This is a genomic window from Halolactibacillus halophilus (genome assembly GCF_900115605.1).
GTDB lineage: Bacteria > Bacillota > Bacilli > Bacillales > Amphibacillaceae > Halolactibacillus > Halolactibacillus halophilus.
Window position 1 is genome coordinate 1 of the sequence record NZ_FOXC01000040.1, and the last position, 19,638, is coordinate 19,638.

Genomic DNA, 19,638 nt, shown 5'->3' on the forward strand with positions numbered 1-19,638 from the left:
ATTCCGAAGGAATGGCACGATGTTGTTTGATTTTAACCATTTTTAATTTAGGCAATTTGATATAACCATCCAATAATTGTATGTTTCCATTGACGACATTTGTTGTGTAGCTTTGTTTATGTCGTTTACTTTTGAATTTTGGGAACTTGGTATGCCCCTTGAAAAAGGCTTTATAAGCTTTCTCTAGGATTACTTGAGCATTTGCCAGTGCAAGACTATCCACTTCTTTCAACCACTCAAACTCCGTCTTATATTTAGCAGGTGTAGGGTGTTTCACCTTTCTCAAGGCTTCTTTATCATCTTTCAACTTTGCATATGTTTCTATGCGTTCGGCTAACATCTTGTTGTAGACAAAACGCACACAACCAAAGGTCTTATGTATCATCACGACCTGTTCATCTGTTGGATATATTCTGAATTTGTACGCTTTATTTTGTTTAGCCATATCAAATCACTTCACTTTATCCCTTGAGTTTCAATATATTTTTTCACCACGTCAATAGATGAATCGCCAGACGTTAACAAACAAAAACTTCTCGACCAAAACATGTCTTTCCATAACTTTTTACGAACATAAGGGAAATCCTTTTTGATCAGTCTTGAACTGGCACTTTTATAGGCATTGATGAATTTGGATAATTCACTGTTTGGTTGTGCTTTGAACAGAATATGAACATGGTCAATATCGTGGTTCCATTCAACTAATGTGATATTATATTTTTCACTCAATGACACAAATTTATCTTTGGCATAATCCGAAATCATATCATCTATTACTTCTCTTCGATCCTTCACGACTAACACAAGATGGTAATGCATCAAAAATACTGAATGGTTATTACTGTCTAGTTTCACTATTACATCAGTCCTTATATTTTATAAGACTGATTATAACATATTGAGAATAAAGACAAAACAAAAAACTTTGGACTATCGCCCAACCGACATTCATCTCCCCCTTACCGTTGGGCTACGCCCTTCACACGCTTGAAGAGGGAGACTTCTTTCGGAAGTACGTTAAATTGTTTATAAGCGTTATTATTTAAAATAGCTTGATCGCTCTCATTATAAGAGCATCCTATAATTGGTATAATTAATAACAGCCATATGAAATGTAAATATTTTACCATTTGCTTCGACGCCCCGTTTATCATTAATATATTTTTCCCTCGGCCAAGGTTAATTACAGATTAACATTAAGAGAAACAAATGTGTATTGGGAAATAACCGTGTTTAAAAGCTTGAAAATGTAAGGTTTTCTTAACATTGTTTCCTGTTGTCACTGTTAAACTGACTACTGCCAATGATATTTACCAGGCTTGCCAAGTTTATGGCCAGTGATTGTCAACAATTGTACCACTGTTTGCCAAGCTATTTACCATTATGTGAGTGGAGCTAGGCTTTATATCGAGCAGTGGGCATGGTAGCCTTGTTCGGCAGAGCCAGCATGTGTTCAACTGGTTCTATGGCGTAATAACCACGCCCGCAGAGGCTCGATGTCAAGCCACGCTAAATTCCTAGAGAACTCAATGGTAAATGAGTATTTTAGCATGTTGGTAAATAGGTTGGCACTGTGTGGTAAATACCTTGGCATTAGGTGGTTAAAAACTTGTCACTAGTGGTACATTCCTTTGGCGGTAGTCAGTTAAATTTATATCAATCATGTTCATGTGTGATGACGTATCTATTTAAGATAATGTTTCACATTATCACGCACGGAATATTTTCTTTCTTTATACTATGACTCGTTCTTTGTTAAAATAGTCATACAAGCACAAATAGATTCATCATTAAAATATCTTAACCCAAGGAGGTGCTTCTATTGTCCAGTGGTCGCCAAATTAAATTCCATCGCCAAGCTAAACATATGACCCAACAACAGTTAGCTACCGGCATTTGTTCCATTCCGTATTTGAGCAAAATTGAAAATAACCTTGTTACTCCGAGTAAAGAAATATATATATTGTTGGCTGAACGATTAAATTTAGATATCTCATTATCTGAAGGTGATAAAGAAGAACAAGTTATATTTGAAAAAATAAATTTGTGGAACACTTCTATGATTATGCGAAAAGATGAAGAGAGCAAAAAAATATACAGTGAATTATCAACGGAAATAAAGTATGTTGATGATTATAATGTGATTATACAGTATAAGGTTTTTTTGTTTAGGTATTTTATGGTTATAGCAGAAATTAAGTGTGCAGAAAATGTATTTTTTGATTTGCAAAAAAACGCACCTTTTTTCACAAAGACACAAAAGTATTATTATTATAAATTTACAGGTATATTCTATAATATTAAGGGCCAATTGAATGATGCAATAAAATGCTTAAATAATGCTGTAAATATAAGTACTGATTTAAATATAATAGATCCGGAGTTAGATTATTATCTTGCGATTGTTTACAGTAGATTAGATAAAATCCCAAATTCGATTATATGTTCTAATAAAGCTCTAGATATTTATCAAAAAGATTTTAACCATACACGTGTGGCCGATTGTTGTATGATTCTGGGGATTAATTTCAATTTGATAGGTGACTATGACAAAGCAGAATATTTTTTTAAAAAAGTATTAACATTAGACTCATTGACTATTGGAAATAATCGAGGATTAGTGTATCATAATCTCGCTTATACGAGTTTCAACCAAAAAAATTATCAAGAAGCTTTGAATTTTATTAATAAATCGTTAGAACTGAAAAAAGATAATCTAAGAAAAATACCCTCCTTACATTTGAAATCTTTGATATTATTAGAGAGTGAAGAAAATAAAAAAACAATACTTTTGGTAGATGAAGGTTATGATTTATCGGTTAAGTACAAAAATAAAAAGTTTGAATATAAATTTTTTATGCTAAAGCTTCGATTGAATTCATCAAAGTTTGAACAGGATAAGATAGATAAAGTAGAAAATGAGATTATCCCCTATTTTAGACAGCAAGGTGATTATCATGAATATAAGAGTGCTTTAAATTTAGTGGGTGATCTTTATTATAATTTCAGACTATATAAGTCAGCTGCTAATGCTTATAAAAAGGCCATCAAAAAATGAAAAGAGGAATGATTATTAATGAGAATGTTACGAAATTATGTAATGGTTATTAGTTTATCTGTTTTTATTTTCTTTGGATATAATAACTCAGAAGATACAGACTTAAACGACAAATATACTGATCAACTCTCGGTTAATATGATTGAACCACTACAAAATGAGTCTGAATATCCGTCATAATTTTTAAAAAAAATAATGTTAAAGGCTTGCACGTGATCATTGAACTACCCCCACCTAACATTCTCAGGAATGTTTGAGGAAGGGGATTCCGTAAGGACACCCTAAAGGCGACCCATGCTCGTTCAACTAAGCATAGGTTTTTCTACTTTCCAACCGACGCAAACCTATTTTCTCAACATCTATTAAAGCATGTTGGGGAAATAGTGCGCTCCAGGAGCACAACTTGCTTGGGTCGAATCGTTCTGTCTGATAGAACGTATAGGTTCTGACAAAAGACAGGGTACGCGTCAAATACGCCCACCCGGCCCAATGATGTAGACCTTGTTTCTGCTCTGGAACAAGTGAATACAATACCGGTGGGAGTTTTTCTTTAAAGCCCATTGCCCGACGGGCAATGACATAAGCGGCTGATGTGCTCGTAGAAAAAGGGCTAGCGCTTGCTGCACGGTATAACAATCAAAAATTCGAGTACAAGTTCTTTATGTTGATGCTGCGTCTCCATCCTAACCGAGACGAAAAAATCACCCTCGCAAAAGTCGAACACGACATTATTCCTTACTTTAAAGAGCACGGTGATTTTCATGAGTACCGCAAAGCCCTAAACTTAGTTGGTGATTACTATTATAAATATCGGGCTTATAAATCCGCCGCTGAATTCTATAAAGAAGCGTCACTCACACTGATCAATAACCATGATACGTTTAAAGAAGTCTAGACCAAGCCATTGGTTTAGACTTTTGTTGTTTTAAGTAGATAAAGAACAAAAGTCATCAAAACCTTTTTCAACTGTGCTTATATCAAACATGAGTGTTTTCAACAAGCCTTTTTAACAGATAAGTTAATTAGGCAAGTTGTTAAACTATTTTCGCACTCAACGAGATAAAATCATCGTAAGTTTCCCAATACCATGAATGTAACGGTCGTGCTATCCTTAAAGCAATAGCGCTAAAGCCATACTCACTAAATAGCTAAGGCGCAAAAACAACAGAAAAGGTGAGAGAAACATGCCCACTATGAAGACTTACCGACCAAACACACCTATACCTATGATTCATTTAAATGTTCGTCCATACAGATCAACGTCTCTTATCTCTAAAGTTAAAGTTATTGATTATCATGAATAAAGAACCATCGACAAAAAGTGCGTCAATCATCACCATGACTGTCATTTTAATTGTTTACGCGTGTTCATTTATCGCTATTTTTATTAAGGCCTTTATCACCGGTCACTTTATTATGATTGTACCGGTTCTATTGTTAAGTATAGCGTTTAGTGCCACATGGTTAACGATGAAGACGTCCACGCATCTTTCTACCAAACGTCATAAACCTTACGGATATACAGCACGTAAGCGGCGACATAAATGGCATCAGTCATTAGATTCATGACCAGTGTTACTAACCGACTGGTTTAATCATTACCTATCATGTGGAAGTGAATAAAAAATAGTTCTCAAGTGTTCTAGACAGAAATAGAGAGCGCCTCTTTTCTAGTGTATACACCAATACAATAGAAAAGCTCGGCTAAGCCTCACCCTTTTTGGGCTAGAGATTAGCCGATCTTTTCAACTCTGGATTTTTATAAGTGATACCATGAAGGCTTGTATAATACACAGGAAGCATTTCTCCCCCACATTTTTCGCGTTCGCTCCAGCTGAACCGATTCTCTTTGATGGCTGCTTCTGTTTTTCTTTTTGTACTTTTTTGTACACTTCTGACTCAATTCTTTCAATCTTCAGATTAATATAATCTCTGGCTTCATTATCATTCGCATATTGCACTTCTAGTTGTCCATTTTCGCGCACAGCTATCCCTCTGAATTCCAATACATTGCCACATTCCGAACACTTTAATGGGTGAAATGATGCTTCATACAGCACCAGCCACTTACGGGATGGTATAACGAAACAAGTGTTTCTAAGCTTTCATGGGGCGGCCCCCGAACCCACCCCATGAATCATTAAGAAACAGTCCCACAATCAAGGACAAGCAGATGCGCTGTGCCTGAGCGTTTATATATATTTTAAATTTATACAGTAACTCTGGAACTACAATAGAGAGGTTTACACAAAATTCTTGACACTACTACAATTGACTTTTACCATTAATTTGTTTAAAATGGATATATTAATACATTTTATATAATAAGGAGAAAATTATTTTGAAAAAAATAACGAAAGAATTATTAATCGTGTCTATGGTGTTAACTTTATTTATAGGAGGATTTTCTACAAGTGTAAGTGCATCTGTATCAATTAATAAACAACAAAAAGAAATTCCACAACAAGTTACTAATAATGAAATTTCTTTAATACTTTCTGATGATCTTATAAAACAAGTTAATCAGTACATTGAGGTGAAAAATAAAAGATTTAAAATCTCTAACCAACAAAAATTAAAAGAAGAGATTGGAACAAAACAATTTCAAATTGTAAAAAGCCAGGTGAAAATAGCAAACAAACAATTATCGGATTTTCATAAAAATGATTTAACTGTTGAAGGTAATGTGGTTTCAAATAAGTTTAGCATTGATGTAAAAGATAATACTATTTTTTATAGAGCTTCTGCAATAGAAGGTAAAGATGATATAAAGGTTTATTGGTGGGGATGTAAAATCTGGTTAAGTAAAACAACTGTTAGAAAAATTCTTAATGTAGGATCAGCAGGAGGAAGTGCAGCACTTGGAGCTAAAATAGGTGCTGTACCAGGAGCGGTAGCGGGAGCGGTAGTTGGATCAGTTTTATCAGAATTCGTTACTCCTTCAGCAGCAAGAGCAATTTGGATTAGACATAATTGGGTTATTGTAAGTGGATTTGGTTTTCAATAGAAAGTAAATAAAAGCGTGGTGATATAAAACTATGAAAAATAAATTTATGAATATTATTTATGCAGCAATTTCAGCAATGATATTAACCTCAATTTTATTTTTCCTTACTGATAATGAAGTCGTGGAAAAAATAGGAATGTTTATTATTGTATTTATATCTGTATTGTTTTTTAGTAATTACAAAAAAACAAATTGAAAATAAAAAGAATTAATACTGTTAAAAGCAAAACACTTACTAAGGCTCTAACCCTTGGTATATCAGCAAAAATTTTATACTTTCCTATATTATTAGAAAAGTGACGCTCTCTCATGAGATAAATTGTATCAGATAACCTTTAGAATCATTATTATCATAGTGTAACTGCTAAAATAAAGTATACAGACACTTATTCTCATATAGAATCATTTTCATGTTTATTTTTATACTTTTTTATTTCCAGATAGGAAATGATGGTTAAAAACACGAAAAACAAAGCTAATAAAAAGTAAGGTGGATTTTCTAAAGTAGTCATCGACACTACTAGTAAGATGACGCCCGATATAGCACCAGCAATAACACCACTCATTTCTTTAGAGAAATGATAGACTTTTTTAAGCAAAAAGTAACCTATATAAAAGAAGAGAATGCAAGCCGCTAGTGTTGGAATCAATATAATGAAACGCTCCATAATACTCTGCCTCCTCTCGTTATTTTTATACATGCATCAAGTCACTGACGACTAAAATTTATACATATTTTTACAAACATTTTATCGAACATCAAGTTCTTTACTAATTCTAACAAATGGTAAGGTCATTTTCAAGTGACTTCGATTAAAAAGAAAAAGTTAAACAGGTAAAACCACTTTAACAAGAGCGGAAACAGATCAATAACTAGCAAGTATGTTATATTACTAAGAACAACTTGACACAAACGAGAGAGATACATCTTTTTAATTTTCCAAAAAAACATGTTATGATAGGAAGGCAGGTATATGTCTACCTAGCGATACACTCCGTGTATTAATACGAGGTATCATCCTAAGGAGGAAGTTCACATGAAAAAAACTTTAACACTTGCAGGATCAGATTCTAGCGGTGGCGCTGGTATCCAAGCGGACTTAAAAACGTTTCAAGAACATAATGTTTATGGCATGACTGCCATTACGTCTATTGTGGCGATGAAACCTGAAACTTGGGCACATGACGTTACCGCGATTGATGTCACTATCGTTGAAAAACAATTAGATACGATTTTATCTGTCGGTATCGATGCGATGAAGACAGGAATGTTAGGTTCTGTTGATATAATTGAACTTGGAGCGAAAAAAATCAAGGAACACGGTATTGACCGTGTCGTTATTGATCCAGTAATGGTATGTAAGGGTGAGAACGAAGTATTACAGCCTGAAAATACTGACGCCATGCGGGAATTATTATTGCCTCTTGCAACAGTGACAACACCAAACTTATTTGAAGCAAGTCAACTGGCACAAATGGATCCGATCCAAACACTAGATGAGATGAAAGAAGCCGCTCAAAAAATTGTTGACCTAGGGGCAAAAAGTGTCGTTATTAAAGGTGGAAAAGCCTTTATGAATAAAGAAGCGATTGACCTATTCTATGATGGTCAAGAATTTGTTGTGTTAGAAAAAGAAAAGCTTCAAACAAGCTATAACCACGGGGCGGGTTGTACGTTTGCTGCAGCCATCACCTCAAACTTAGCCAATGGTGACTCAGTAAAAGAAGCTGTCACAAAAGCAAAAGATTTCGTTTATGCGGCGATTAAGCATGGCTTTAAACTAAATGACTTTGTCGGTCCTGTTATGCACGGGGCTTACAATCAAGAATAAAATCAAATATAATTAATCTAGCTAAAAGTCACTGCCTCGCAGTGGCTTTTTTCTTGTCTAACCTGACAACTATTTGTATATGTTCTATTAAAGGCCGTTCTTTGTAAGTGACATATCTGTGTTTCAATGAGGTATCAAGGGGTATGAGTATAGAAAAGACAATTTTATCATTATAAATTACTTAAGAAAGGAGTGGTTTGATTGCCTTATACAAAAAATGATTATCCCTCTGCATTTAAGAACTTTGATGAGCCGAAAAAGTTAAAAGCTGTTGAAATTACGAACCAATTACTTGCGGATGGTTACGACAAAGACGAAGCGATTCCAATTGCCATCAGTCAAGCAAAAGAATGGACCAATCAGGCATCAGCAAAAGAAAAGAAAGACATGATAGATATCAGTTCAAAAACACTTGATAAGTCTCCATCAACTGATTCACGTCCTGAACTAACGGATCATGCCGTTGATATTCTACCAGACGGCAATCAGTGGCAAGTAAAAACGCGTGGCGCAAAACAAGCAAGTGATGTGTTTGATATAAAAGAAGACGCTATTGTTCGCGGAAAAACAATCGCTAAAAATAAACGAACGTCGCTTGTCATCCACCGGGAAGATGGCACGATTGAAAGAACTCACTCATACAAGGACGCTTAGGCCATTTAATATGATTAATTCATTGAAAAACCAAGTCAAATGTGACTTGGTTTTTTATCTATCTAAACAGGAATACTCACTTTGAACTTCCCCTACCTGACATTCTAACGCATGTTTGAGGAAGGGGAGCGGGATCCATACTCGTTTACCTTGTGTTGCTACCTGAGGATGCATACCTTATAAAACAACATATGAAATGATATAATGTTTTTGCTTGTGACACCATTTATAATTATAAATTCTATTGTTTTAACAAGGTATGTTTGCTATAGTTAGGCGGTGTGAATAATTACTGCCTATGAGGTAAACGTATGTGAAGCGCTAAAGACATGCGTCTAAATAAATTAATAAAATTCAAGGAGGCATTTATTTGATGTTAGACAGATTGAGGCAAGACTATTTAAGTAATATAAAGGGTGACATTTTGTCCGGGGTTGTTGTCGCACTCGCGCTTATTCCAGAATCCATTGCCTTTTCCATTATCGCTGGCGTCGACCCAATGGTTGGTTTATACGCCGCGTTTATTATTTCTATTATGACTGGGGTATTCGGTGGCAGACCTGGGATGATTTCTGGTGCGACGGGAGCGATGGCTTTATTAATGGGGCCACTAATTAGAGATTACGGTCTTGATTACTTGCTCGCGGCCACGATTTTAACAGGTGTCATTCAGTATGTGTTCGGTGCGCTGAAGATTGCTCGCTTAATGAAGTTTATTCCCCGCGCTGTGATGATTGGTTTTGTTAATGCATTGGCCATTTTGATCTTTACCTCACAGATCCCGCATTTTATTGGGATTTCTAATCTGACATATATCTTTGTTGGGGTAACTTTAGCCATTATTTATATTTTACCGCGTTTTACAACCGCTGTTCCAGCGCCGCTTGTCGCTATTATTATTTTAACTGGCATTGCATTATTTTATAATCTAGATTTAAATACGGTAGGTGACTTAGGGACAATTTCAAATACCTTACCATCTTTCATTATTCCAAATGTACCATTTACCTTTGAAACATTGACCATCATTTTCCCTTATGCCATCGCACTAGCAATTGTTGGATTGTTAGAGTCTCTATTAACAGCAACAATTGTCGATGACTTAACCGATACTGATAGCAATAAAAATAAAGAGTCTCGTGGCCAAGGCCTAGCTAACATTGTGACTGGTTTCTTCGGTGGTATGGCCGGTTGTGCGATGATTGGCCAATCTATCATCAATATTAAGTCAGGTGGACGTTCTCGCCTATCAAGCGTTGTTGCAGGTGTCTTTCTTATCTTTTTAGTCCTTGTACTAAGTAGCTTAGTCGTTCAAATACCGATGCCCATTTTAGTTGGGATTATGATTATGGTGTCCATTGGCACATTCGATTGGGGCACGTTTAAATATTTAAAGAAAGCACCCAAATCAGATGCGCTTGTTATGTTAGTCACGGTAGGGATTGTTGTTTATACCCATGACTTATCACAAGGTGTGATTGCTGGTGTAGTCTTGAGTGCCATTTTATTTGTAGCTAAAATTTCTGTAGTTCATGTTGAAAAAAGCGCAACGAACCAAGGACAATTGTATCAAGTCAAAGGACAGTTATTCTTCGCTTCTGTTGACAGCTTTAAAAACGGTTTTGATTATACGTTAGAAAATCAAACAATTGAGATTGAATTTAAAAATGCACATATCTGGGATGATTCTGCCGTTTTTGCGATTGATCAAGTTATTTTAAAGCTCCGTCAAAATCAAAATACCGTGATGGTAAAACATTTAAACGAGGATAGCCAAGCTTTAGTTGACCAACTGGCTGTCTTTGATGACCCTAACGCAAAATTAAGTGCTCATTAACATTTAATCTATACCCAAACGAGGAGTGATTCCATGTACAAAAAGATTTTACTCGCAGTAGACGGTTCAGACCATTCCATTCAAGCGGCAAAAGATGCCGTTAGACTCCATGATTTAATTCCTGAGAGTGTCATTGATGTTGTTTTTGTCGCTGATTTTGAAAAGTCAAAATATGATATTTTGCATTCTCACGATAAAGAAAAATTAGATCTTGATCGTCGTAAACAATTACTACCGATTGAACAGTTATTAACTGAACATGAGGTAAATCACCATTATCATCTACTCCACGGAAAACCAGGTGAAACGATTGTTTCATTTCAAAAAAAAGGACAGTATGAGATCATCATTCTTGGTAGTAGCGGCCTAGGTGCTTTAAAAGAAATGGTCATGGGCAGTGTCAGTAAGTATGTTGTTAAACATGCTTCGTGTCCTGTGCTCGTTATTAAATAAGGACAGTGACTATAGCAGACTCTTTAATGCTGATGTATATTCATCATTTATATGACAAAACAGCCTTTACTTCTAGTTAGGAGTAAAGGCTGTTTTTTAAAATAGACTTTTTATTGTTAATTAATAATCAGAATCTGCCTTGCCGCCAGATACGATTTCTTTCCCGCTACTTGCGCCAATTCGTGTCGCACCAGCTTCAATCATAGCTAAAGCACCCGCGCGGTCACGTACACCACCACTTGCTTTTACGCCAATATCAGGTCCGACTGTTTTACGCATCAATTTGATATCTTCGACTGTTGCACCACCAGTTGAGAATCCAGTTGATGTTTTAACAAAATCAGCACCTGCTGCTACCGCAAAATCACAGGCTTTAACTTTTTCAGCATCGGTTAATAGGCATGTTTCAATAATCACTTTGACTAACGCCTTACCTTTAGCAGCTTCAACAACGTGACGAATATCGTCTTCAACTAAATCATCGTTACCATCTTTTAAGGCTCCAATATTGATTACCATATCAATTTCGGTTGCGCCATTTTCAATCGCGTTGGTTGTTTCAAATGCTTTGACTTTTGATGTTGTTGCTCCTAATGGAAAGCCAATCACGGTACAAACGTCAACATCTGATTCTTTTAATTCTTTTGCGGCTGTTTCTACCCACGTTGGGTTCACACAAACAGAATAAAAGTTATATTCCTTTGCTTCATTACATAACGTAACAATTTGTTCTTTTGTTGTGTCCGCTTTTAAAGCGGTATGATCAATATATTGTGCTGCATCTTTATTCATTCTTTTTTGCCTCCTCATCACTAAATAAATCATCTGATAAAAATGCACCTGGTAAGAGGGCATCTACGGTTGTTTCTAATACATCGCCGTGTAAGTTAGTTAACGTTACTGGCATTTTTGCTTCACATAACTCACTGATGACTTGTCGGCAAACACCACAAGGTGATACCGGACGATCCGTATCTGCCACAACCGTCAGTGATTCAAAATCACGTTCGCCATCGCTATAAGCTGAAAAGAGCGCGCTGCGCTCGGCACAGTTACAAGCTGAGTAAGCGGCGTTTTCAATGTTGCAGCCGTGATAAACTTTACCTGATTTTGTTTTCAGTGCTGCACCTACTTTAAACTTTGAATAAGGTACATAAGCTTTATCTCTTGCTTTTTGTGCTTCTTGAATCAACGTTTGATCAGTCATAAACCGTTAGCTCCTTTATCATATCCTTAACCGCATGTCCCCCGAATATACAAGAGCACGTAGCATTAACTCGCCCTTAGAAAATGTTAGACATTCACTTTACTTAAAATTGTTTTAACAAATCGTAAGAAGTCTTCTCGAACTTTTTCCGTTGTCTCAATCACTTCTTCATGATTTAATGGTTGATCTAAAATACCAGCAGCCATATTTGAAATACATGAGATACCTAGGACATCTAAACCAACGTGACGGGCAACAATCACTTCCGGTACGGTTGACATACCAACAGCATCGCCACCTACTTTTTGTAGCATATTAATTTCAGCTGGTGTTTCATATGAAGGACCGGTATTCCATACATAGACACCTGCTTTTAAGTCTAATGACAATTCTGACGCAACATCTTTAGCTAAGGCTTGAAGCTTGCGATCATAAGCTTGTGAAAGATCAGGGAAACGTACCCCTTGCTCATTATCATTAGGTCCCATTAATGGATTTTGACCTGTATTATTAATATGATCTGTGATTAACATTAAGTTACCAGGTTCAAAGGTTTCATTCACACCACCCGCGGCATTGGTAACGAATAATTTTTCAACACCAAGTTGTTTCATCACTCGAACTGGGAAAGTTACCGCATCAAGACCGTAGCCTTCATAGAAGTGGAAACGCCCTTGCATCGCAATCACGTTCACGCCTTCTAATTCACCAATCACAAGTTGGCCGGCATGGCCTTCAACGGTTGAAACTGGAAATCCTGGAATGACATCATATTTAATTTTAACGGGATTTTCAATTTCATCTGCCAGCATACCTAAACCTGAACCGAGAATAAGTCCTACATACGGCTTTTCACTTAATTGTTTTTGAATAAACGCTGTTGCTTCTTGTAGTTGTGTCATTTTGCTCCTCCTTAACAATTTGTTACTATTTTATCTCATTTAAGAAACTCTTACCATACTTCGGCATATCAACACCAAAGTTTTCAGCAACGGTTGCCCCAATATCAGCAAATGTTTCACGGATAGGTAAGGCTTTACCTGATGTCACACCTTTATGGTGAACGATAAGCGGAACATATTCACGTGTGTGATCAGTACCGTGATGGACCGGATCATTTCCGTGGTCTGCGGTTATAATGAGTAAGTCATCTTCATTAAGTTTTTCTAATACTTCTGGCAAACGTTCATCGAACGTTTCAAGTGCTTTTCCGTATCCTTCAGGATCCCGGCGGTGACCGTACTTCGCGTCAAAGTCAACAAGGTTTAAGAAGTTTAGACCATGGAAATCTTCATCAATAGATTGGATGAATTTCTCCATTCCATCATCATTATCTTTCGTACGAATTGCTTTTGTAACACCTTCTCCATCATAAATATCAGAGATTTTTCCTAAAGCAACCACATCAAGCCCATCATCTTCTAACGCATTCATCACTGTGCGACCAAAAGGTTTCAAAGCATAGTCATGGCGGTTAGATGTACGTTCAAACGCACCTGGTTCACCAGTAAATGGACGTGCAATAATTCGACCAATCATATACTTATCATTCATTGTCATTTTACGAGCAGTTTCACAAATTTCATATAACTCATCGATTGGTACAACATCTTCATGGGCTGCAATCTGTAACACAGAGTCCGCTGATGTATAGACAATTAAGTCGCCTGTTTTCATGTGTTCTTCACCAAGTTCAACAAGAATTTCTGTTCCTGATGCTGGCTTATTACCGATAATACCACGGCCTGTTTTCTCTTTTAGTTCGTCTAATAAATCATCAGGAAAACCGTCAGGAAATGTTTGGAATGGCTGATCGATATGAAGACCCATTATTTCCCAGTGTCCCGTCATCGTATCTTTTCCATTAGATGCTTCTTGCATTTTTGTATAATGTGCGATTGGTTGATCGACTTTTTCAATACCTTTAATTTCTCTAATATTACTTAAACCTAGTTTTCCCATTGTTGGCATATTTAATCCGTTCATACGCTCAGCAATATGCCCGAGTGTATCAGCACCTAAATCATCAAATTGTTCAGCATCGGGTGCTTCACCAATTCCTACAGAGTCCATAACAACTAAAAAGATTCGCTTGAATTTCTCTCCCATGTTCTTTCATCCTTTCTATCATTCATAAATTATATTTTGTTCAAAACACATGCGCTTCACATAAACCCGTCAGTTATGTTTAACCGGTCATCACACCGATTAAACAACGGATTAACAATTAACTAAAAAATGCACGTAAATATTCTGCGACAACGCCGCCAAAGAAAACACCGAACACACCGACTACGGCTGAAAATACGGGTGGTGCTGGTAAAGGTAACTTTAGGAATTTAAATAATATTCCTACAAGCATCCCTGCAATTAACGCTAAAATAACTTCTTTCATAATTGATCTCCTTATCTTAAATTATGTTTTTATTTTCTTTATTGATTGATTCTTGCTGTTTTGGTTAGAATTTTATTCGCATCTACTATTTCGTAATGACATCATAAATAAGGACGCGTGCTTCTGGTTTTTCATCGTATAAACGATACGCTTTTTTCACTTTTTCCTCTACTTCCGATATTTCATCGGTATTCGTATGAAGCGTTACAAGCACATCACCTTTTTCAACGTAATCACCGACTTTTTTGTTTAAAACAAGTCCTACAGATAAATCAATTTCTGATTCTTTTGTCATTCGGCCAGCACCTAACATACCAGCTGCAATCCCGATTTCATCCGCTATAATTTCTTGTACGTAACCTGAAGTGTCCGCAATGATCGCTTTAGTCATTTTCGCTTGTGGTAATAGATCAGGTTGATCAATCACAGAACTATCTCCGTCTTGTCCTTCAACAAAGATTTTAAACGTATCAAGCGCTCGGCCAGATTCAATCGCTTCAATGAGCATCGCACGCGCTTCATCAATTGAGTCTGCTTTTTTCGCTAAATGTACCATATGACTACCTAATGTTAAGCATAGTTCGGTCAAATCCTCTGGTCCGTGACCATTTAACGTATCAATGGCTTCTTTTACTTCTAATGCATTTCCTACCGCAAAACCAAGCGGCTGATTCATGTCAGAAATAACACCAATCGTTTGACGTCCAGCGCCATTACCGATACCGACCATCGCTTTGGCAAGTGCTCTTGCATCCTCTAAGTTTTCCATAAAAGCACCTGAACCTGTTTTAACATCTAATACAATTGCATCCGCGCCTGAGGCAATCTTCTTGCTCATAATAGAGCTTGCGATTAAGGGAATTGAATTAACGGTGGCGGTCACATCACGCAAGGCATACAACTTTTTATCTGCCGGTGTTAAGTTCCCACTTTGACCAACGACGGCGACTTTGTTTTTATTCACAAGATCATTAAAGGTTTGACCATCGAGTTCAACTTGGAACCCTTTGATTGATTCTAATTTATCAATCGTACCTCCCGTATGACCAAGTCCTCGACCAGACATTTTTGCGACCGGCACACCAACACTTGCGACAAGTGGCGCAAGAATTAATGTCGTCGTATCACCCACACCGCCCGTCGAGTGTTTATCAACTTTAATACCATCGATTCCTGATAGATCAATCGTATCACCACTATTAACCATAGCCATTGTTAAGTTGACCCGCTCTTCAGTCGTCATATCCTGAAAATACAAAGCCATCGCCATCGCTGACATTTGATAATCTGGGATTTCACCTTCGGTATAACCTTCAACCATAAAGTTAATTTCTTCTTTAGTTAACGTTTCTCCATCTCGTTTTTTCGCGATTAAATCTACCATTCGCATTGTTTCATCCATCCTTTCATATCGTTACATTTTTTATTTTTTCGTTCTATTTTAAGCTTACTGAGAGAGTTGGCAGACCACATTAACGGTATACCCTAATTTCAGCCTATTTTATCGTGAAATATTTGATATCACTTAAGGTGATTGCTATTTTATCTATTTTTATTGTTCTACGCCTTTTGATAGGACGTCCAACCTTTAAATTAGATTTGAAATCCCTTACATACGTCCTACCTCTTCATTATATTAGTAAGACGTCCTACAAGTCAATGATTATGCGCAAACTTCTAAAAAAATATCCTCTCTTTCTATTGGTTGTCGAACATTTTTATAGCACTTCTGTGATGTAACGTATTCAGCTTACGAAAATATTAATATTAATCCCGCTCTTTACTATTTTTCACTTCGAGTTTTTTTATGTTGTTCCAAACACATATCCTAGGACCGGTAGATACCTATAGATTAAATCAGATCACTGCACTCGCTTGGTTATTGAATACCGTTCACATGACTATCAATGATTAAAAGTACCATATAATTAGAAGTGGAAAAAATATCCTAATATGACTTTTAATACTTCATATCTAAACGCTAACAGGCGTAAAATATGACTTTTTACGCCTTCTTTTATGATTGATGGAGGACCATCCTCTGACGTCCTACCAGTTAAGCGTGGTTAAACCATCCGCTTTCTAAAGACGTTAAAACTAACCTGATCTGAACGGAAGAAATTAAGTGAATATAAAATTGGGTGATCATCCAAATCGTAATGCATTTGTTTTAACACGAGTAATGGTATGTCACGATCACAGCCCAGTATTTTGGATATTTCTTGATGATACGCAATCGTATTAATATCTGCTTTTGCGTAGCTAATCGTAATACCCGCATCTTTCTGCAAGGCATCAAATATTGATTCACCTTTAATCTCGAAATCATTTGACAGTTTATGTTCTGGCATTTTATCAATACAGTAAACGAGCGGTTCACCGTCAGCTTTACGTAACCGCTTTACTAAATAGACACGTTCGTCTTGTTTGAGTTCTAACTCTTCACGGTCATCGCTATGTGGTTCGGCATAACCAGTTGATAGCCACTCTGTGCTTGGTTCTTTTCCTTCTCGTTTAATCATATCAGTAATACTAAACAACTCTTCTAGCCCGCCTTTAAATTGCGGTTTACGGTTGACAAACGTGCCGACACCATGTTTTCTTAAAATGATATTTTCTTCTTCTAATATGCGTAATGCTTCTCTTAAAGTATTGCGAGACACACGTAATTGTTTTGAAAATTCCATTTCAGAAGGCAATCTTTCTCCTGGTTCCAGTTCTCCACTTTGTATTTTTTCTTTAATCTGTTCAATCACGAGAAGATAGCGCGGGGTTTGGTAATTATACTCCATTAAAATGCCTCCTTTTCTCTCCATTAGCTATTCGTATATTGATGGCGCTTTCACGACATCATCACTATTATTATAGCATGAACTTTCAATCAACTGAACAATAGATTTTACGACTTAGTGAATTATTTTTATCGTTCTTCATCTTAAATACATGATTAAATCAATCAGAAGGCCGATTGACTTTGATTATCTCCAGCCTTACTATTAAATGAAAGCTTATCATTAGATAATATATAGGAAATGAGGCGTTAGAGAATGAAAAAACATATCACCATCATCTTAGTTTTGGGTCTATTGTTAACGGCTTGTAGTAACGATAACGCCGAGCCTGTTGATGATTCGGATGCGACAGAACAAGACGCGTCAACCGCAACAGAATCACCTGAGGTTGATTCATCCGGGAATGAAGATTCAGATGTCAGTGATGAAACAGATGATGAGACAAATCAAGCAGATGACCCATCAAATGACAACAATGAAATGACTGATGACTCAAATCAAGCTGACACAACAGACGATTCTGAGACATCAACAGGCACTGAGACAAGTGAATCAGGTGGGCAATATAGTTCAGATGACGCCATCCGCCTAGTTAAGGACTACTTAGAAACAGAAGGTCTTAATACGGACATGAACTACCTCTATGACGGTAAAGACGATAATGGCCATTACCGCATCCAAGTGTTTGAGGTTACCGATCTTGGGGACGGCGAAACACATACAGCCACATTTAATTGGTTTTTTGTTGACCCTGAAACAGGCGATATCACTATATTATTTGATCTACAATAATTCAAAAACAAGCACATCGTCATTTGGCTATGTGCTTGTTTTTTTATATGTCTTCCCTCTCTTTGTTTGCCTGCTTATAGTTATACATGAGTTCGATTACAGTCCCAACACTTATCACAAATACATACCCCATTTGAACGAATATCGGGACATAATCAAGTAATAATATAACGATTATTGATACAATGATAAGTGGTAATGTCCATAGATTGCGTTTAAACCGACGACGATAACTTAAGCGATAATAAGCCAGCACAAAGCCCCGATCTTTTTTCTTTCGGTGACGATAGTAAAGCCAATATAACACGTTGAAAAGTAAAATTGGGATGAAAAATGAGACATAATTAAAAGGCATATCAACACTCCAATTCACATAGTTACCTTCATTATAACATTATTAGTAAAAAACGGAACAAAAAAACGATCCCGGTCTTGTTACTGGTTGCGATACATCAATACAAGGTTACGTCCGTTTCTGTCATAGTTGTTTCATTGATAATGACTAAGGACACATAATCAAACTCCGTTGCCATAATGGCTAAGGCTTCAATGAAGGCAGCATCATCTTTTTCAGCAGTTACGGTTACTGTTACCCTGTCAAGACTGTCTGTTACATTTAATAGCTCAACACCATTAAAGATATTACTAAAGCTTTCTGGCGCTTCAAAGGCATGCGTTTTATTCAGTGTTTCTTCAAATGCGTCTAATTGGAGTGGAACCATCTCTCGAATAGGCCGGTAAGCAGGTGGCGTCACATTTTCTAAAAGACTGTCATCTGTGACTTGCACAACACCTGTGACGTCTAGTGTTTCTACTGTGAAATCCTCAATAAAGCCAACTTGACCATAATCTATACCCGCTTCGTCATCAACGATAAAGTTAAAGGTGTCAATGTTGTAGAAAGCTCCGATTTGATTAAACATTTGGTCAAGAATCATATGTTCAGCCGAAGCAAGTGACACAAACGGTTGTGGACCGTCGAAGTGAAGCGTCGCCTCGCTTTCTTCAATCTCAACCGTCTGAAGTTGACTAAATGCCTCGCTTGTCGTTTGATCACTCATTTGTAAGCTCATCATTAGTGCATCATTTGGTTCTAATAATTCAGGTGATGTCTCCATATGAATAAACATCATCTCATCATTTTCATCAAATACGTGAGTCACAACCGGGACAATCGTCTCATAACTAACCGCTTGGTAGCCATCGTCCTCTTCTGAAACATCGTCAGATTCTACCTCTGTATCATCCTCAGGTTCTTCATCTGTTGGTTGTTCTATATCTGTATCAGCTGGTATGTCAGAGTCAGTAGGCTCCTCTGGCGTATTACATGCAACAATCGTAACTAAAACAATAAGCAATAAAGCTAATAGTTTTTTCATTATCTTATCCCCCTCGTATAATAAGTTTATAGTTAAGATCTTGGTTTTGATCTTAACTCTTCAATCACTCATAAGTGATTGAAGGTCACCCCCATGGGGGTGATAAAATTGGAATTTAATTCTTTTTGTTCCTTGACAAATTCATATAATAACACTGTTTTGCTTTGTCACTCCGGGCTATCCCCGTGTAAAATAGAACTAGATGGAAGTAGGTTCTAAATGGGAAAAGGCT

At 36.7% G+C, this 19,638-nt stretch carries 24 protein-coding genes; 10 read left to right on the plus strand and 14 right to left on the minus strand.

What is annotated here, in order from left to right:
* On the minus strand, positions 1 to 445 hold a 445-nt coding region (locus BM098_RS11370), incomplete at its 3' end, for an RNA-guided endonuclease TnpB family protein (RefSeq protein WP_143423408.1).
* An 11-nt stretch (positions 446 to 456) separates the two neighbouring features.
* Entirely contained in the window at positions 457 to 855 is a 399-nt protein-coding gene (gene tnpA, locus BM098_RS11375) for an IS200/IS605 family transposase (RefSeq protein ID WP_089833431.1), read from the minus strand.
* Positions 856 to 1,822: 967 nt separating this feature from the next.
* Here tnpA and BM098_RS11380 point away from each other — a divergent pair.
* Positions 1,823 to 3,058, plus strand: a complete 1,236-nt coding sequence (locus BM098_RS11380) for a helix-turn-helix transcriptional regulator (protein ID WP_089833433.1) — start codon at positions 1,823 to 1,825, stop codon at positions 3,056 to 3,058.
* A gap of 24 nt (positions 3,059 to 3,082) precedes the next feature.
* Positions 3,083 to 3,238: a hypothetical protein gene (locus tag BM098_RS13500; RefSeq protein WP_234987491.1), complete on the plus strand. Its 156-nt coding sequence runs from the start codon at positions 3,083 to 3,085 to the stop codon at positions 3,236 to 3,238.
* Between the two features lie 126 nt (positions 3,239 to 3,364).
* Here BM098_RS13500 and BM098_RS13360 read toward each other — a convergent pair whose 3' ends face one another.
* Positions 3,365 to 3,694 (minus strand): hypothetical protein, encoded by a 330-nt coding sequence (locus BM098_RS13360; RefSeq protein ID WP_143423409.1) that lies wholly within the window; start codon positions 3,692 to 3,694, stop codon positions 3,365 to 3,367.
* 31 nt (positions 3,695 to 3,725) lie between these two features.
* Between BM098_RS13360 and BM098_RS11385 the strand changes: the two genes are divergently transcribed.
* On the plus strand, positions 3,726 to 3,953 hold the full coding sequence (locus BM098_RS11385; RefSeq protein ID WP_234987492.1) for a hypothetical protein: 228 nt from the start codon (positions 3,726 to 3,728) through the stop codon (positions 3,951 to 3,953).
* Positions 3,954 to 4,354: 401 nt separating this feature from the next.
* The gene (locus BM098_RS11390; protein WP_234987493.1) at positions 4,355 to 4,627 is read left to right on the plus strand and encodes a hypothetical protein; all 273 of its coding nucleotides are present in this window, start codon (positions 4,355 to 4,357) and stop codon (positions 4,625 to 4,627) included.
* A gap of 176 nt (positions 4,628 to 4,803) precedes the next feature.
* Here BM098_RS11390 and BM098_RS11395 read toward each other — a convergent pair whose 3' ends face one another.
* Positions 4,804 to 5,043 (minus strand): hypothetical protein, encoded by a 240-nt coding sequence (locus tag BM098_RS11395; RefSeq protein WP_089833439.1) that lies wholly within the window; start codon positions 5,041 to 5,043, stop codon positions 4,804 to 4,806.
* Positions 5,044 to 5,399: 356 nt separating this feature from the next.
* Here BM098_RS11395 and BM098_RS11400 point away from each other — a divergent pair, with 356 nt between their 5' ends.
* The gene (locus BM098_RS11400; protein ID WP_089833441.1) at positions 5,400 to 6,065 is read left to right on the plus strand and encodes a glycine zipper family protein; all 666 of its coding nucleotides are present in this window, start codon (positions 5,400 to 5,402) and stop codon (positions 6,063 to 6,065) included.
* A gap of 392 nt (positions 6,066 to 6,457) precedes the next feature.
* Here BM098_RS11400 and BM098_RS11405 read toward each other — a convergent pair whose 3' ends face one another.
* The gene (locus BM098_RS11405) at positions 6,458 to 6,733 is read right to left on the minus strand and encodes a hypothetical protein (protein ID WP_089833443.1); all 276 of its coding nucleotides are present in this window, start codon (positions 6,731 to 6,733) and stop codon (positions 6,458 to 6,460) included.
* Between the two features lie 369 nt (positions 6,734 to 7,102).
* Between BM098_RS11405 and thiD the strand changes: the two genes are divergently transcribed.
* From thiD to BM098_RS11425, 4 genes are all read left to right on the plus strand, one after another.
* Entirely contained in the window at positions 7,103 to 7,897 is a 795-nt protein-coding gene (thiD, locus tag BM098_RS11410) for a bifunctional hydroxymethylpyrimidine kinase/phosphomethylpyrimidine kinase (RefSeq protein ID WP_089833445.1), read from the plus strand.
* Between the two features lie 201 nt (positions 7,898 to 8,098).
* Positions 8,099 to 8,551, plus strand: a complete 453-nt coding sequence (locus BM098_RS11415; protein WP_089833447.1) for a DUF2188 domain-containing protein — start codon at positions 8,099 to 8,101, stop codon at positions 8,549 to 8,551.
* 373 nt (positions 8,552 to 8,924) lie between these two features.
* Positions 8,925 to 10,388, plus strand: coding sequence for a SulP family inorganic anion transporter (locus BM098_RS11420; RefSeq protein WP_089833449.1), 1,464 nt, complete (start codon positions 8,925 to 8,927; stop codon positions 10,386 to 10,388).
* A 33-nt stretch (positions 10,389 to 10,421) separates the two neighbouring features.
* Positions 10,422 to 10,841 (plus strand): universal stress protein, encoded by a 420-nt coding sequence (locus tag BM098_RS11425; RefSeq protein ID WP_089833451.1) that lies wholly within the window; start codon positions 10,422 to 10,424, stop codon positions 10,839 to 10,841.
* A gap of 120 nt (positions 10,842 to 10,961) precedes the next feature.
* Here the strand turns inward: BM098_RS11425 and deoC are convergent, their stop codons facing one another.
* The 7 genes from deoC to BM098_RS11460 form a co-directional block, all read right to left on the minus strand.
* Complete coding sequence (gene deoC, locus BM098_RS11430; RefSeq protein ID WP_089833453.1) at positions 10,962 to 11,633, minus strand: deoxyribose-phosphate aldolase; 672 nt, start codon at positions 11,631 to 11,633, stop codon at positions 10,962 to 10,964.
* Positions 11,626 to 12,048, minus strand: coding sequence for a cytidine deaminase (gene cdd / locus BM098_RS11435; protein ID WP_089833455.1), 423 nt, complete (start codon positions 12,046 to 12,048; stop codon positions 11,626 to 11,628). The genes deoC and cdd overlap by 8 nt, the downstream gene beginning before the upstream one ends.
* Positions 12,049 to 12,134: 86 nt before the next feature.
* On the minus strand, positions 12,135 to 12,950 hold the full coding sequence (locus BM098_RS11440) for a purine-nucleoside phosphorylase (RefSeq protein WP_089833457.1): 816 nt from the start codon (positions 12,948 to 12,950) through the stop codon (positions 12,135 to 12,137).
* Between the two features lie 25 nt (positions 12,951 to 12,975).
* Entirely contained in the window at positions 12,976 to 14,157 is a 1,182-nt protein-coding gene (gene deoB, locus BM098_RS11445; protein WP_089833460.1) for a phosphopentomutase, read from the minus strand.
* Between the two features lie 118 nt (positions 14,158 to 14,275).
* Complete coding sequence (locus BM098_RS11450; RefSeq protein ID WP_089833462.1) at positions 14,276 to 14,443, minus strand: XapX domain-containing protein; 168 nt, start codon at positions 14,441 to 14,443, stop codon at positions 14,276 to 14,278.
* An 85-nt stretch (positions 14,444 to 14,528) separates the two neighbouring features.
* Positions 14,529 to 15,833: a pyrimidine-nucleoside phosphorylase gene (locus BM098_RS11455; RefSeq protein ID WP_143423411.1), complete on the minus strand. Its 1,305-nt coding sequence runs from the start codon at positions 15,831 to 15,833 to the stop codon at positions 14,529 to 14,531.
* Between the two features lie 676 nt (positions 15,834 to 16,509).
* Positions 16,510 to 17,235 (minus strand): GntR family transcriptional regulator, encoded by a 726-nt coding sequence (locus BM098_RS11460; protein ID WP_089833463.1) that lies wholly within the window; start codon positions 17,233 to 17,235, stop codon positions 16,510 to 16,512.
* A gap of 255 nt (positions 17,236 to 17,490) precedes the next feature.
* Between BM098_RS11460 and BM098_RS11465 the strand changes: the two genes are divergently transcribed.
* Positions 17,491 to 18,027, plus strand: a complete 537-nt coding sequence (locus BM098_RS11465) for a hypothetical protein (protein WP_089833465.1) — start codon at positions 17,491 to 17,493, stop codon at positions 18,025 to 18,027.
* A gap of 43 nt (positions 18,028 to 18,070) precedes the next feature.
* Here the strand turns inward: BM098_RS11465 and BM098_RS11470 are convergent, their stop codons facing one another.
* Both BM098_RS11470 and BM098_RS11475 read right to left on the minus strand, forming a co-directional pair.
* Positions 18,071 to 18,382, minus strand: coding sequence for a hypothetical protein (locus tag BM098_RS11470; protein WP_089833467.1), 312 nt, complete (start codon positions 18,380 to 18,382; stop codon positions 18,071 to 18,073).
* A 97-nt stretch (positions 18,383 to 18,479) separates the two neighbouring features.
* Positions 18,480 to 19,406: a hypothetical protein gene (locus BM098_RS11475; RefSeq protein ID WP_089833469.1), complete on the minus strand. Its 927-nt coding sequence runs from the start codon at positions 19,404 to 19,406 to the stop codon at positions 18,480 to 18,482.
* Positions 19,407 to 19,638 lie beyond the last annotated feature (232 nt).